This window comes from Hymenobacter baengnokdamensis (assembly GCF_008728635.1).
GTDB lineage: Bacteria > Bacteroidota > Bacteroidia > Cytophagales > Hymenobacteraceae > Hymenobacter > Hymenobacter baengnokdamensis.
The window spans coordinates 3,583,241-3,597,743 of the sequence record NZ_CP044285.1 but is presented as its reverse complement, the minus strand read 5'-3'; the positions used below and the strand labels follow the sequence as shown (position 1 = coordinate 3,597,743).

The following is a 14,503-nucleotide window of genomic DNA, read 5'->3' as shown; positions in this document are numbered from 1 at the left end:
ATAGAAAAAGGCTGACGCAACCACGTCAGTCTTTTTCTATATAAATGAAATAATATATAATATATATTATTGAAATAAATTGTTAATTGTTAGCTCAATGCCGCTGGCGGGGTCTTGCAGGGTGCTGCCGGGCGCAAAAGCGGTAATGGCACCGTCGGCAGAGAAGATATAAACGGTTTTAATAAAGGGTACAATCAGCCAGGCCGACCGCACGCCCGCCGGCAGGTAATACTTAACGATTTTTGAGGCAACAGCATCAAACGCCTGAGTAGGCGATAAGACCTCGATGGCCGTGATGGGGGGATGCGGAAATCGAATAAGGTCTTCCTGCCAATTATAAGCCCATTTAGAAATAATAGCTACGTCGGGCTTGAAATTGCCCGTGTTCAGCTCAAATTCCAATTCAGCTAAAATATCGTACTGTTGCTCGTAGGCGGCGGACAATTGCCAGGTAAGGCGGCTGATAAGCCGGGAGTGATTAAGCGACATAGCTTCTTCGAGCACAACCTCGGTTTCGATAACTTCGATGGCCTGCGTTTGCATAGCAAAAAGGGTTTTTTCAAAGGTAGGTTGACGGCTTATAAAGTTAGTGACAAAGCCCGCCCGGAAGTATCTTTGCCCCCTGCCAAAACCTAGCCCAACCCCACCTTTATGAAGTTCATTGTTTCGTCCTCGGCCCTGCTCAAGCAGCTCCAGAGCATCAACGGCGTGGTCACGAACAACCCCGTGGTGCCCATCCTGGAGAACTTCCTGTTTGAGATTGAGCCCGGCAAGCTCACCATCACCGCCTCCGACCTGGAGACGAGCATGATAACCGAGCTGCCCATCGAAGCCCGCGAGTCGGGGCGCATTGCCGCGCCGGCCCGCATCCTGCTCGATACGCTCAAGAACCTGCCCGACCAGCCGGTGACCTTCACCCTGGACGAGGAAACCTATACCATCGAAATCAGCTCGGCCAACGGCCGCTACAAGCTGGCCGGCGAAAATGCCGCCGACTTCCCGCGCGTGCCGGTGGTGAAGGGCTCGGCGCCGGTCGAAATCCCGTCGTCGTCGCTGGCGCGGGCCATCAACAAAACCATCTTTGCCGTGAGCACCGATGAGCTGCGCCCGGCCATGACCGGCATTCTGGTGCAGCTGGGCGAAGCCCAGGTAACGTTTGTGGCCACCGACGGCCACCGCCTGCTGCGCTACCGCCGCCAGGACGTGGGCGCCGGCCAGACCGCCAACCTCATCATTCCGCGCAAAGCCTTCAACCTGCTGAAAAGCTCGCTGCCCAGCGAGGCGACGCCGGTACGCATCGAGTTCAACCAAAGCAACGCGTTCTTCTCGTTCAACCAGATGCGCCTGGTGTGCCGCCTCATCGACGAGCGCTACCCCGACTACGAGAACGTAATTCCCGTCAGCAATCCGAATAAGCTCATTATCAATCGCCAGGAGCTGCTGAACTCGGTGCGCCGCATCAGCATCTACTCCAACAAGACCACCCACCAGGTGCGCCTGCGCCTCACCGGCTCGGAGCTGGTGATTTCGGCCGAAGACCTGGATTTCAGCAACGAGGCCAAGGAAACCCTGGCTTGCCAGTACGACGGCGAAGACATGGAAATCGGCTTCAACGCCCGCTTCCTGCAGGAAATGCTCTCGAACATTGACTCCGAAGAAATCACCCTGGAGCTGAGCACGCCCAACCGGGCCGGCCTGCTCATGCCTACCCTGGCCGATGAGAACGAAAGCATCCTGATGCTGGTAATGCCGGTGATGCTCAATAACTACGTGTAGCTGCCAGCCTATTAAAACACGTTTGTCATTGCGAGCCTGCGAAGCAATCGCACTAGAACGAGCCGCTTGAGTTTCGTTCAGGTGCGATTGCTTCGCAGGCTCGCAATGACAAACTTTTTTAGAATCCTGCCCAATCCTTCTTATGAAAAAATCAGAAATTCACTTCAGCATTGCGCTCGACGACCAGAAGGTGCCTGAGGCTATCAGCTGGCAGGCTACCGATGCCGGCAAGGATATTCATTTTGCTAAAGCTATCAACGTGGCCATCTGGGACCGCAACGCCGATGCGACGATGAAAATCGACCTCTGGACCAAGGATATGCCCACCGATGCCATGAAGTTTTTTGTAGTCGATAACATCGGCTCAATGGCCGAAACTATCGTGACGGCCACCGGCGACAAGAAAATGGCCGAAATGATGCGTACCCTCTGCAAAGAGCTCAGCGATTACCTCGAAGAGCAGGGTCAGACTAATCAGTAAATATAATATATATTTAATACTAAAAAGGCCTGCCGCATCATGCGGCAGGCCTTTTTAGCTTATACCTGGACAATCCTTTTAGCGCGTGGAGCGGCCCGGCGAAGCCGGCCGGGTGTTCGTGCCGCCGGCGCTCCTGGCCGGCGTGGAGGGCCGGATAACCGCATCGTTGGCCCGGGCCGGTACTGGGTTCTGGACTGAGTTGACGAGCAGCGAAGCCGAGGCATTGTGGGCGTAGTCGTGGTCGGCCTGCGCGTAGCGCTTGCGGGCGTCGAAATAATCGGTGTACTGGTCGGTCGAGAGAACGGCCTGCACTTCCGCATCGCGCTCGTGGCTGATGGCCTTCGACTGCTTGTCCAGCATATCGGGGTCTTTGGCGTACAGGTGTTCGGCGGCGGCCAGCTTGGCAATTTTATCGTTGTTGATATCGCGCATGCGCGAGGCCTGGTAGCCGTTCAGGCGTAGGTCGCGCGTCATCCGTTCGGTCAGGTATTCCGCCCGTGCCGATACGGCCGGATTCAGGCGCGGAGTAGACTGGGTTTTATCCTGCGGCATTGGCGAGGCCGGCCCTTGCGAGGGCGATGCCTGCTGCGCCCGGGCAGTAAGGGTAGCAGCCAGCAATAGAAAGGCAAAAGCAGATTTCATTGGCGGGCAAAGCATGGGTTAGAATGACTGGTAGCCAACTATCGCGCCAGTAGCGGGCGGCGTGCGGCTGCTGCTGCTAACGCAAAAGCCGCCCGCGAAGTTGATGCCCCTGCCCGCCCGGCCCAGCCTAAAACTGGTTTTTCCACATCATGCTCTCCACCGGCCGGTCGGTGCGGTCGTTGTACTTGGCCGACTGCTTGCGGTTGTAAAACGTTTGCACATCGCCTTGCAGGCTGAAATAAATCAGCTGGCCGATAGGCATGCCCGGATACACGCGCACCGGCATCGAAACGCTGATTTCCAGGGTCCAGTGGTTGCAAAAGCCCACGTCGCCCTTCCCGGCGGTGGCGTGAATGTCGATGCCCAGGCGACCCACGCTGCTTTTGCCCTCCAGGAAGGGAACGTGGGCGTGAGTTTCGGTATATTCCTGCGTTACGCCCAGGTAAAGCGTGCCCGGCTGAAGCACGAAGCCTTCTTCGGCCGACAGCTCGAAGGTGGTGATTTGGTTGTGGCGGCGGGCATCGAGCACCGCGTCGTTGTAGGTAGCCAGGTAGCGGCCCAGGTGCACGTCGTAGGAGTTGGTACCCAGGCAGCTCGGGTCGTAGGGCTGCACTACAATGGTACCGCGCTCCATTTCGGCGCGGATTTGCTGGTCGGTCAGAATCACAGGTTAACGAGGAGTTTAGCGAGTTTCAGGGTTGTTAGAGACGGCTCCGGCTGAGGCAAAGGCCGCAAAAGCAGGCGCTTATTCGGAGTCGTCGTAGCTGTCGGCGGGCAGCTCGCCGGTAGACTGGGGGCGGAAGCGGCTGAAAAAGCCGGCGTTAGTGCCAGTCGCCGCGCCCGGCTCGTCGGGGGCTTCTTCCTCGCCTTCGGGTGGGGCCGTATAGTACGCCTGCTCGGCCTCCAGGGCCCGTACGCGGGCGCGCAGGCGCCGCAGCTCGGGCAGCAGGCTGGCGGCCGAGTACAGCAGCAGGCCAAACGAGCCCAGGCTGAGCAGCAGTGTGGTGTAGCCTACCCAGCCGGGGCCGCTGGTGGGCGCGGTGCTTGCGGAGGAGTAGGCCGCCGGCCGGATTTCCGGCTCCGCTACCGCCGGTGGGGTCTCGTCGCTGGGAGCCGGGCCGTTGGTAGTAAGCGGCGCGGCTGCCGCCAGCGGCTCCTCGGGCTCGGGGGCGGGTTTGGCGGCGGGGCTGGCGCTGGCGTTGAACTGCGCGGTGGCTTGCTTGATAACGCGTTGCTCGGCGCGTACCAGGGCCGACTTTTCATCGTGCGGCAGGCCCCGGATAAAGAACTCGAAATTGCGGTCGAGCAGTACGCCGTTCAGCTGCTTCTCAAACTCAGCCAGCGTGAGCGGGCCGTTGCCGAAACGCGTTTTGTAGCGCTCAGCCACGCCGTTGTAGTTCAGAAACAGCTTTTGCAGCTCGGCATTATTTTCAAAGTTGGTAAACTGCCGCCGGGCTGCAGCCGTGCGCAGGCTCTCGGGAAATTTCTGCCGCGTAAAGTGCTTGTCGTACACCGTTTCGAAGGTGCGGAAGTTCAGCTCGTCGATGGTGCGGTCGAAGAGCTGCTTGTTGGCTTCGGCGGGCGTTTGGGCGCTGGCGGAGCCCGCCAGCAGCAGGGCAAAAAAGAGGGGCAGCAGGTAACGCATAAGAGTGTTTAGCGCAGAGTTTCGCAAAGTTGGCAGGGGAGCGCAAAGTATTGAGGCGGAAGCCTCCTGCCAGACGCTGCGCCAAAAAGTCTAGTGGTGCGCTTCGATAAGCGACTCGCGGCAGGCAGTGAGGTACTTTTCTACCAGCTCGTCGGTGATGGCCGTTGAGATAAAAAGCGCCTCAAACTGCGACGGAGCCAGGTAGATACCCCGGTTGAGCATGGCGTGGAAATAGCGCCCGAAAGCCGGCAGGTTGGCTTTCTTGGCATCTTCGAGGTTAGTAACCGGCTCCGGCGTGAAAAACAGGCTGAACATTGAGCCCACCTGATTAACGGTATAATGGAGACCCAGCTCCTTGGCAATCTGCCGGGTACCATCGGCCAGGCGGGTGCCGATAGTTTCCAGCTGCTGATATACTTCGGGGTGCTCGTGCAGGTAGCGCAGCTGGGCCATGCCGGCCGCCGTAGCCAGCGGATTGCCCGAAAGCGTACCGGCCTGGTACACCTTGCCGGCCGGCGCCACCTGGTTCATGATGTCGGCGCGGCCTCCGTAGGCCCCAACGGGCAGGCCACCCCCGATAATCTTGCCGAGCGTGGTCATATCGGGCACCACGCCGTAGCGCTCCTGCGCGCCGCCCGGCGCCAGGCGGAAGCCCGTCATGACTTCGTCGAATATTAGTACTATACTATGTTTGGTGCAGAGGGCCCGCAGCCCGGCCAGGAAGCCCGGCGCCGGCTCCACGAGCCCCATGTTGCCCACCACCGGCTCGATGATAATAGCAGCCAGCTGGTCGGGGTTGGCCGCAATGGCGGCCTCAACGGCGGCAAGGTCGTTGTAGGGCACGGTGAGGGTATCGCGGGCCACCCCCTCGGTTACGCCCGGCGAGTCGGGTGCGCCCAGCGTGAGGGCCCCCGAGCCGGCGGCAATCAGAAAGGAGTCGCCGTGGCCGTGGTAGCAACCCTCGAACTTAAGAATTTTGGGCCGGCCCGTGTAGCCGCGCGCCACCCGAATGGCCGACATCGTGGCCTCCGTGCCGGAGTTTACCAAGCGTACTTTCTCCAGGCTGGGTACTAGCTCGATAAGCAGCTCCGCCAGCTCGACTTCGCGCCGGGTGGGTGCGCCAAAGGAAAGCGAATCGGGCAGGGCTTTGGTGAGGGCATCTAGCACCACGGCGGGTGCGTGGCCGAGTATCATCGGGCCCCAGGAGTTAATGAAATCAACGTACTGCTTGCCATCAACATCGGTAAGCCAGGCGCCCTGGGCCGATTGCATAAATACGGGAACGCCGCCCACCGAGCGAAACGCCCGGACCGGCGAGTTAACTCCGCCCGGAATCAGCTCCTGGGCGCGGGCAAATAAGGTTTCGGAAGTGGTCATGCTAAAAGTCTGCTTGCTTTTTAAATATAATAACGTCTGTCATTGAGAGTCTGCGAAGCAATGAAATAAGAACGATGAGCGTACGACTCGCGCCAGGGTCGTTTTTAGTGCCATGGCTTCGCTTTGCTCGTAATGACAAACGCGAAGAGCCCGCGCCCTACCGCACCAGCTGCGGCTCCAGGTTGCTGAGCTTGAGCAGCGGCACGGTTTGGTTGTCGTGCGCCGTGCCAGGGTAGGCGAGGCCTTCAAAGATGGCGCCGGGCTGCGGCGGAGCGCTGGCCAGGCCACTCTGAAAGGCCGGCCCGTACTGGAGTAAGGCATTGCCAAAAAACAGCAGCAGCTCGAAGCCCTGGCTGGCAAACACGGAGGGCGGCAGCTTTTGCTTCGCCAGGTAAAGCTGGCGGAAGCGCCGGTAGCCGGGCCGCTGCGCATCAAAATACTTGGGGTGATAATAGTACACGCCCGCGCTGCCCAGCTGGCCAGCGCCCAGGCCGGGATTGTCGAGCCAGGTGCCGGGCACCAGTAGCGCCGGGCGACTGGCCGCCGGCACCGCGGCTAGCGCCGTAAAGGCCGCCGGCCCAGCCTTGCGGGCATCGGTAGCTACTACGAGGTGGCTGGCTCCGGCCAGCTCGGCCGGCACGAAGGCGGCAGCCAGGCTGCCGGGGTCGTCGGGCCGAAAGGTGTGGGTGGCCGTCAGGTGGCCGCCGGCCGCCTCGTAAGCTGCCTGGTAGGCCGCGGCAAAGTCATTCTCATCCTTGCTGTCCTCGTGCAGCAGCACGGCTGGCCGGCCCGTACCAAACGCGCTGGCGGCAAACTGCGCGGCCACGCGGCCCTGGGTAGCGGCACTGGGCGAATAGAGGTAGTGATAGGCATTATCCTGCACTAGGTCAGCATCCTGCGAAAGCGGATTGATGCATATAATCTGGTGCTCGCGGGCATAGCGGGCCAGCAGCTTGGCGCCCGACTTATACACCGGCCCGATGAGCAAATCCATGCCCGCCAGCTCGGGCAGGGCCAGTATGCTCTTGAGCGTCAGTGTATCGGCCCCGGTATCGTAGGCATAGAGCTGCACCGGGTGCCCGGTGCGCTGCAGCGAGTCCTGGGCCAGGCGCAGGCCAGCGTAGAGGTCGGTTACGAACTGATTATTGCGCTGGGTCTGCCAGGTATTATCCTGAAGCTCGAAAGGTAGTAAAACTCCTATGTTATAACTTCCCTTGCGCGGCAGGGCCTTCGGCACGGCCGGTCCGGTGGCGGTAAGGGCCGCCGCGTAGCGGCTACGGTCGAGCTTAAACTGACCAACGAGCGCCTCCAGCTGCTGGCGGTCGGCCTCGTTGAGTGAGCCACCGGCTAGCAGATAGTCGGCATAATACCGGCCGATGAGCTTGCTTTGCGGGTAGCGCTTCTGGAGGCGCTGCCAGGTGGTGCGGTCTTTCAGCTTGGCCAGGTAAGTGGCCTGCATGGCTTCGCGCAGGGGGCCGTACTGCTCGGCGGGCAGTTGCCCCAGCGTGCGCAGAGCAGTATCGTAGTCGCCCTGCTCAAACGATACCTGGCCTTGCAGGTACAGTGCCTCGTTGAGGTTGGCGTAGGTAGGATATTGGTTGCGAATAAGATTGAGCATCTGCTCGGCCTCGGCCCACTGACCCAGGCGGGTGGCCGCTACCGCGTAGAGGTAGGCGGCATCGCCGGCCTGGGCAAACTTATTGATGGGCTGGGCCAGCGGCTCCAGCTCCTGCATGGCCGTGGCGTAGTGGCCCTGGTCGAGCTGCATTTTGCCGGTGCGGTAGCGCGCCAGCTGGCCCTGGGCGGTTGCGCTCAGGCTCAGCAGCACAAGTGGCAGTAGAAGCAGCTGCCGCCAGAACCGGCAGGCGGCAGCACGATACAAGTGGGTCATGCGGAAGGGAAGGGCCGGCGTTGGCCAGCGCAAAGGTACGGGAGGGGAGCAGGGAGATGTAAAAAGCTCAAGCGGCGGGCCAGCTACCTGGCTGGGGTCGCTATCCGGCCCGCTGCTTACCTTAGCGCCTTCGCCAGGCTTGCTGCTTATGCCACTTTCTGTTGCGGCGCTGCGGCGCCGGCTGCCGCTGCTGCTGGTATTGGGGCTGTCGCTGGCCCTGAGCTTCACGCTTATTGCGGCGCGACTAGTTATCACCCGGCAGCTGCTGTTCGTTTTTCTGCTCTGGAACCTGTTTCTGGCCGCTATACCGTTTGGGCTGAGCGCCGCGCTGCACCTGGCCACCCGGCCGCCCGGCGCGCGGCTGCTGCTCCCCATCGGCCTGGTATGGCTGCTGTTTTTCCCCAATGCGCCTTACCTCATTACCGACCTCTTTCACCTGGAGCCCCGGCCCGGCGTACCCTACTGGTACGACCTGGCCCTCATCATGTCCTGCGCCTGGAACGGGCTGATGCTGGCCTTCGCCTCGCTGCTCGACATGCACACGCTGGTGCGCCAGCGCCTGGGCTTCTGGGCGGGCTGGGGGTTTGCGACGGCCGCCCTGGGCCTAAGCGCGTTTGGTGTGTATCTCGGACGTTTTCTGAGGTATAATTCCTGGGATGTGCTCAGCAACCCGTTTACGCTATTCTACGATATCCTGAACCGGATTCAGCACCCTTTCACTTACCCGCGCACCTGGGGCGTCACGGTCGTTTTCTGGGCTTTTTTGCTCATTGCCTACGCTACCGTGCGGTTGCTGGGGCCGGGCCGGGAGCCGGGAGCGACCGATACCAGGTGAGCTAGTACTTCAGGTTGCCTTCCCAGGCCGCTAATTCGGTGCGCCGCTCGCCGTAGGCGCGGGCCAGCAGGGCCGGGCTGGGGTTTATGCCGAGGTAAATAGTAACCCCGCGCTCGCGGGCGTAGGGCGTGGTCATTTCGCCCACTTTACGAAACTCCTGGAAATAAGGCACGAGTTCATCGGGGTGGCCTTCACCCACGAGCAGCAGGTTGCGCCAGGGCCGGGCCGGCAGCGCCGGAAACCAATACAAGTAGCTGCCATTGAAGCTGGTAGCGGCGGGCATTGCCCGGCCGCGATTGTAGTAGTTGAGGGCCCCGGCCTGACCATAGTCGTCGCACTTGATGAGCGTGCGGGCGCGCGTGGAGTCGGGCAGGGCCTGGTAGGCCAGCCAGGTTTTGTCGGCCAGCTCGTGCCAGCCCAGCATATCGGCAAAATCCTGGGGCAGCGGGTGCACCTGGCCATCTTCCCAGCGGTTGAGACCCAGCTTCTGGTGCAAAGGCCGCTGGCTGAGACGCGCCATGGCCGCTGGCGGCAGAATGGGAAAGATGTCGCGCACGATGGGCACCCACAATAACAGCGGCAGGGCCAGCAAGGCTATTCGCAGGCCTGACCGGCCGGCCAGCCGGGTTTGCCACCACACGGCCCCAATCGCAAACAATGCCGGGTAATAGCCTAAGCTATAGTAGCTTTTGCCATGCAGGATGGTCAGAATAAGCAGCCCGACCACGAATACGAGTCCGGCTACGCGGACCGCCGGCGCGGGCTGCCCGCGCAGGGCCGCCCATAGCCCCGGCACCCACACCAGCAGCGCCGCAAAGCACAGCAGGAGCTGGGCGCTCCAGAAGCTGGCTAGCGTTACGTGCACCAGCTGCGTGTCGTGCAGCAGGGCCATATGGTGGCGAAAGGGTAAGCCGTGGCGCAGCTGCCACCATAGCGTGGGTGCCGCTACCAGCAGCGCCAGGCCACCCGCCAGCCAGACGGGCCGCCGGGCAAATAGGCGCGGGGTGGTGAGCAGGAGCGCCGCCAGCACGGCGGCACCAAAAAAGAAGGTGGTGTATTTGTTGAGAATGCCCAGCCCCAGCACCAAACCCAGCCAATAAAGGTGCCGGGGCTGGCCGTCGGGCTGGGCGTGGCGCACCAGTAAATAAATTCCGAGTGTAAAGCTGAATATTTCAAACGCATTGGGTTGAAACAGCAGATTAACCCGGCCGTAGGCCGTAGTGAGGTAGCACACGCCGGCCAGCGCCTGCGCCCACGGCCCGCCACCCAGCCGCTGCGCCAGCCGCACCACGATATAAATAGTAAGGCTGCCCCAGAGCAGCGGCCACGCTTTCACCCAGAAAAACCCGCCGCCCAGCGCCAGCGATACCCAGCTTTGCAGGGCAGTGAGGGGCGGCACTTCGATGTAGCCCCAGGCCAGGTGCCGGCCGTAGTCGAGGTACAGGTATTCGTCGCGGTGCAGCTCGTAGGTGCCGTAGCCGGCCAGCAATAGCCCCGAAACAAACTTGAGGAGCGCGAATAATAGGGGTAAGCGGTGCTTCATACTTCAGTGAGCAGTGAGTAGTGAACAGAGAGCAGTTAGCAAAAGAACATCATGCTGACGAAGGAAACAGCTCTGCCACTCCGAAGAATGTTACCCCAGCGCCGCAAGCGAGATGCCGCGCTGTGCTCAGTATGGCGTTCTTTGCTCACTACTTACTGCTCACTGCCCATGTGGTCCCGCCTGCTTTCTATCCGCCGCTACCCCGACCGCCCCGCCGAGGTGCCCATGCCCGGCCGCTCGCCCTACCTGGCCGATTACGACCGCGTGGTCTTCTCGTCGGCTTTCCGGCGCTTGCAGCGCAAAACCCAGGTGATGCCGCTGCCCGAAACCGACTTCGTGCACACCCGCCTCACGCACTCGCTCGAAACGGCCTGCGTGGGCCGCTCGCTGGGTCGCCTCTCGGCCCGCCGCGTGCTCGAAACTGACGCCGATTTGGCGCGCGAGCTGCCCGATTTTGCCCAGGACTGCGGCGACATCGTGGCCGCTGCCTGCCTGGCCCACGACATCGGCAACCCGCCCTTCGGCCATTCGGGCGAAGATGCCATCTCGGCCTACTTCGCCAGCCGGGCGGCCGAGCGCTTTATCACCGGCCTGAGCGCCGCCGAGCAGGCCGACTTGCAGCACTTTGAGGGCAACGCGGCCGGCTTCCGCATTCTTACCCATACGTACCCGGCGCTCAGCAGCGGCTCGGGTGGCCTGGGGCTGACGTATGCCACGCTCGGCGCGTTTACCAAGTACCCGCGCCCGTCGGTTATCGACCCGAGTAAAAAGCATAACGGCGCCAGCGAGAAGAAATACGGCCACTTTCAAGCCGAAAACGCCCGCTTTAAAGCGGTGGCCGAAGAGCTGGGCCTGCAAGCCAAAGACGCCCCGGCCGGCTTCTACCACCGCCATCCGCTGGCCTTTCTGGTCGAGGCGGCCGACGACATTTGCTACCGCATTATCGACTTCGAGGACGGCCTCAAGCTGGGCCTCATCGACCACGAAAAAGGCCTCACGCTTATGCGCGACTTGCGCGCCGCCGCGCCCAATGCCCGCCCTAAAGGTGCCAGCAGCGGCCTGGAGTGGCGCGACTGGCAGGAGGAGCTGGGCTACCTGCGCGCCACGCTCATCGGCCAGCTCGTGGATGAAACCGCCACCCGCTTTGCTTATCACGCGCCCGCCATCCTGACTGGTACCTACGACTCTTCTTTAGTTAAAGAGCTTACCGGCTACTCGTTTTTGCAGGAAATCCAGCGCCTGAGCATCGACAAGCTTTACCGCTCGCGCCCGGTGCTCGAAATTGAAGCCGCCGGCTTCGAGGTACTCGGCGGCCTGCTCGACGCGTTCCTGTGCGCCATTTTTGACAAGAAAGAAAATCACCGCTCACGCAAGCTGCTCGATTTATTGCCGAACCAGTTTCGGGCCATTGGCCCGCAAGCCGGCGCCTCGGCGTATGAGCAGATTATATTGCTTACTGACTATATTTCCGGCATGACCGACCAGCATGCGCTGAGCTTATATAAAACGATTAAAGGGATTGAGTTACCAAAGGGCTTCTAGACCGCAGATTAAACGGATTAAACGGATTAAACGGATACGGCGCTGGCGCGCCTGACTAACCCTGCTGCGCCTTGTTTAAGTTATAAATAAGCAGTACGAGTAGTCAGGCGTGCCAGCGCCGTATCTGTGAAATCCGTTTAATCCGTTTAATCTGCGGTATGCAGCGCCACCATATTTTTCAGCAGTTGCTCAATTAGTATTCGGCCTTTCCACACCGATTTTAACTTGCTGCGAATCTGCGCGGCCGTTTGCACAAATTCCTGTTCTTCCGCCGTTTCGTGGCCTTCAAACTGTATGAGTTTCTCCACCATCTCCTCCGTCATTTCGGGGTGAAACTGGAGGCCAATGATGCCGTCGCCCCACACGTAGCCCTGCGCGGCGCAGCCCGCCGACATACCCACCCGCACCGCCCCCGGCGGCACCGTGAAGGTATCGACGTGCCAGTGCAGTACGGTGGCTTTGTCGGGCCAGCCGCGCAGCAGCGGGTGGGTAAGGGCTTTGCTGGCGAAGCGCACTGGCCAGAAGCCAATTTCCGGCGCCGGATTGCGATGCACCTCCCCACCCAGCGCCTGCGCCACCAGCTGTGCCCCCAGGCAAACAGCCAGCGTGATTTTGCCCGCTCGTAGTACCGTGCGTAAAAACGCTTTCTCCGGCACCAACCAGGGAAATTCAGTCTCGTCGTGCACACTCATTGCCCCGCCTAGAATCAGCAGCACATCGAACTCCGCCAGCGCCGGAAAAATTGGATTTGGTTCAAACAGCCGCGTGTAGTTAAGCGTGTAGCCGTGTGCGGCCAGCCACTCGGCGGCGTAGCCAGGGCCTTCGTCGGGTAAGTGTTGGAGGCAGTGAAAGCGCATAAGTTAACAGCTATAATTTTTCCGCGTGATTAAACATGATGAAAATTGTTGCTGCCATTGCTATTACAAAAAATCCTAATAAGAAAATAAATAAAAATGAAATGCCTGCCCAGAAAATCGACCATATACTACTGTATTGCTTCTGGCCGAGTGCGCGATAAGCCCACGCACCATAAACCAAATAGGGAATCCCAAAGGCATAAAATTCACATGAGGAGAACAAGAGGCGTAGCCAGTCCATAACCTGTTCATAAACGAAAGTCGCCCTGGTAACCCAACGCGACTTTCGTTTATTCAGCCCCTCAGTATGAAATTACAGTTTCTATTCCCATTCAATCGTCGCCGGCGGCTTGCTGCTGATATCATACACCACGCGGTTAATGCCGCGCACCTGGTTGATAATGCGGTTGCTCACGTCGGCCAGGAAATCGTAGGGGAGGTGCGCCCAGTCGGCGGTCATGCCGTCCACGCTGGTTACGGCGCGCAGGGCCACCACGCGCTCATAGGTGCGCTCGTCGCCCATCACGCCTACGCTTTGCACGGGCAGTAGCATGGCGCCGGCCTGCCACACCTGCTCGTAGAGGCCGCGCTCTTTCAGCAGGTTGATGAATACCCCATCGGCGCGTTGCAGCAGGTCCACTTTCTCCGGCGTGATGTCGCCCAGTATGCGGATGCCCAGGCCGGGGCCGGGGAAGGGGTGGCGGTGGAGAATCTCACCCGGCAGGCCCAGCGCGGCGCCCACCTCGCGCACCTCATCCTTGAAGAGCATGCGCAGCGGCTCCACGATTTTGAGGTTCATCTTCTCGGGCAGGCCGCCCACGTTGTGGTGGCTCTTGATGGTTACGGCCGGGCCGCCGTGCACCGAAACCGACTCAATCACGTCGGGGTAAATCGTGCCCTGGGCCAGCCAGCGCGCGCCATTCACCTTCTGCGCCTCGCGGTCGAATACCTCAATAAACGTGCGGCCGATGGCCTTGCGCTTCTGCTCGGGGTCGCTCAGCCCTTCGAGCGCCTGGTAAAACTCGGGCGCGGCGCGCACGCCGGTCACGTTCAGGCCCAGGCCCTCGTAGGCTTTCAACACGGAGGCAAACTCGTCCTGCCGCAGCAGGCCGTTATCCACGAAAATGCCGTGCAGGCGCGGGCCGATGGCCCGGTGCAGCAGCAGCGCCGCTACGCTGCTATCGACACCGCCCGAGAGGCCCAGAATCACCTGGTCGTGGGGGCCGATGGTAGTTTGCAGCGCTTCCACCATCGAATCCACGAAGTGCTCGGGCGTCCAGCTCTGGTCGCAGCCGCAAATCCCAACCACAAAGTTTTCCAGTAGCTGCCGGCCTTCGGTCGAGTGCGTTACCTCGGGGTGAAACTGGATGCCGTAGGTTTCCTGTCCCGGCAGCTGGTAAGCCGCTACTGCTACCTCGGGGGTGCCGGCGATGATACGGTACCCGGCCGGCAGTGTCTTAATCGTATCGCCGTGCGACATCCAGACCTGCGTATCCAGGTGCAGGCCGCGTAGCAGCGGCGACGCCTCGTTGAGGCTGGTAAGCCGCGCCCGGCCGTATTCGCGGATGGTCGCGGGCAGCACTTCGCCGCCGCCCTGCTGGGCCAGCAGCTGCGCGCCGTAGCAGATGCCCAGCACCGGCACCCGGCCCAGAATCCCGCTCAGGTCGGGGTTGGGCGAGTCGGCGTCGCGCACCGAGCAGGGCGAGCCGGAAAGAATGACGCCCCGCAGGTCGCCGGCGCTAATGCGCTCGGCCAGCTGAGAGGCGTGGGTATAGGGGTGAATTTCGCAGAAGACGTGCAGCTCGCGAATGCGCCGGGCAATGAGCTGGGTGTACTGCGAGCCGAAGTCAAGAATGAGAATTTGCTGCATAAGACCGCAGATTTAACGGATTTAACGGATTGCGTGGATACGCC

The 14,503-nt window shown here is 61.0% G+C and carries 14 protein-coding genes; 4 read left to right on the top strand and 10 right to left on the bottom strand.

Annotation, left to right across the window (positions count from 1 at the left end):
* Positions 1-66 precede the first annotated feature (66 nt).
* Entirely contained in the window at positions 67-543 is a 477-nt protein-coding gene (locus F6X24_RS15435; protein ID WP_151088868.1) for a Uma2 family endonuclease, read from the bottom strand.
* Between the two features lie 108 nt (positions 544-651).
* Here F6X24_RS15435 and dnaN point away from each other — a divergent pair, with 108 nt between their 5' ends.
* Both dnaN and gldC read left to right on the top strand, forming a co-directional pair.
* A complete protein-coding gene (gene dnaN / locus F6X24_RS15430) occupies positions 652-1,776 on the top strand; it encodes a DNA polymerase III subunit beta (protein WP_151088867.1) in 1,125 nt (374 codons plus the stop codon).
* A gap of 142 nt (positions 1,777-1,918) precedes the next feature.
* Positions 1,919-2,257, top strand: a complete 339-nt coding sequence (gldC, locus tag F6X24_RS15425; protein WP_151088866.1) for a gliding motility protein GldC — start codon at positions 1,919-1,921, stop codon at positions 2,255-2,257.
* A gap of 78 nt (positions 2,258-2,335) precedes the next feature.
* On the opposite strand, the gene F6X24_RS15420 is transcribed toward gldC, so the two are convergent.
* From F6X24_RS15420 to F6X24_RS15400, 5 genes are all read right to left on the bottom strand, one after another.
* Positions 2,336-2,899, bottom strand: coding sequence for a hypothetical protein (locus F6X24_RS15420; protein WP_151088865.1), 564 nt, complete (start codon positions 2,897-2,899; stop codon positions 2,336-2,338).
* Between the two features lie 127 nt (positions 2,900-3,026).
* Positions 3,027-3,533: a dCTP deaminase gene (dcd, locus tag F6X24_RS15415; RefSeq protein ID WP_394349948.1), complete on the bottom strand. Its 507-nt coding sequence runs from the start codon at positions 3,531-3,533 to the stop codon at positions 3,027-3,029.
* Positions 3,534-3,644: 111 nt separating this feature from the next.
* The gene (locus tag F6X24_RS15410) at positions 3,645-4,544 is read right to left on the bottom strand and encodes a hypothetical protein (RefSeq protein ID WP_151088863.1); all 900 of its coding nucleotides are present in this window, start codon (positions 4,542-4,544) and stop codon (positions 3,645-3,647) included.
* A 90-nt stretch (positions 4,545-4,634) separates the two neighbouring features.
* Positions 4,635-5,921, bottom strand: coding sequence for a glutamate-1-semialdehyde 2,1-aminomutase (gene hemL / locus F6X24_RS15405; protein WP_151088862.1), 1,287 nt, complete (start codon positions 5,919-5,921; stop codon positions 4,635-4,637).
* Positions 5,922-6,078: 157 nt separating this feature from the next.
* A complete protein-coding gene (locus F6X24_RS15400) occupies positions 6,079-7,812 on the bottom strand; it encodes an ABC transporter substrate-binding protein (protein WP_191906348.1) in 1,734 nt (577 codons plus the stop codon).
* Between the two features lie 148 nt (positions 7,813-7,960).
* Between F6X24_RS15400 and F6X24_RS15395 the strand changes: the two genes are divergently transcribed.
* Positions 7,961-8,647 carry a DUF1361 domain-containing protein gene (locus tag F6X24_RS15395; protein ID WP_191906347.1) on the top strand — a complete coding sequence of 229 codons (687 nt, stop codon included), beginning with the start codon at positions 7,961-7,963 and terminating at the stop codon, positions 8,645-8,647.
* Position 8,648: 1 nt separating this feature from the next.
* Here the strand turns inward: F6X24_RS15395 and F6X24_RS15390 are convergent, their stop codons facing one another.
* Entirely contained in the window at positions 8,649-10,190 is a 1,542-nt protein-coding gene (locus F6X24_RS15390; RefSeq protein WP_151088860.1) for an ArnT family glycosyltransferase, read from the bottom strand.
* A gap of 168 nt (positions 10,191-10,358) precedes the next feature.
* On the opposite strand from F6X24_RS15390, the gene dgt reads away from it, so the two are divergent.
* Positions 10,359-11,732 (top strand): dGTP triphosphohydrolase, encoded by a 1,374-nt coding sequence (dgt, locus tag F6X24_RS15385; RefSeq protein WP_151088859.1) that lies wholly within the window; start codon positions 10,359-10,361, stop codon positions 11,730-11,732.
* Positions 11,733-11,878: 146 nt separating this feature from the next.
* Here dgt and F6X24_RS15380 read toward each other — a convergent pair whose 3' ends face one another.
* The 3 genes from F6X24_RS15380 to guaA all read right to left on the bottom strand — a co-directional run bounded on the left by F6X24_RS15380 (position 11,879) and on the right by guaA (position 14,459).
* Entirely contained in the window at positions 11,879-12,589 is a 711-nt protein-coding gene (locus tag F6X24_RS15380; RefSeq protein WP_151088858.1) for a type 1 glutamine amidotransferase, read from the bottom strand.
* 10 nt (positions 12,590-12,599) lie between these two features.
* Complete coding sequence (locus tag F6X24_RS15375) at positions 12,600-12,830, bottom strand: hypothetical protein (protein ID WP_151088857.1); 231 nt, start codon at positions 12,828-12,830, stop codon at positions 12,600-12,602.
* A gap of 81 nt (positions 12,831-12,911) precedes the next feature.
* Positions 12,912-14,459 carry a glutamine-hydrolyzing GMP synthase gene (gene guaA / locus F6X24_RS15370; RefSeq protein ID WP_151088856.1) on the bottom strand — a complete coding sequence of 516 codons (1,548 nt, stop codon included), beginning with the start codon at positions 14,457-14,459 and terminating at the stop codon, positions 12,912-12,914.
* Positions 14,460-14,503 lie beyond the last annotated feature (44 nt).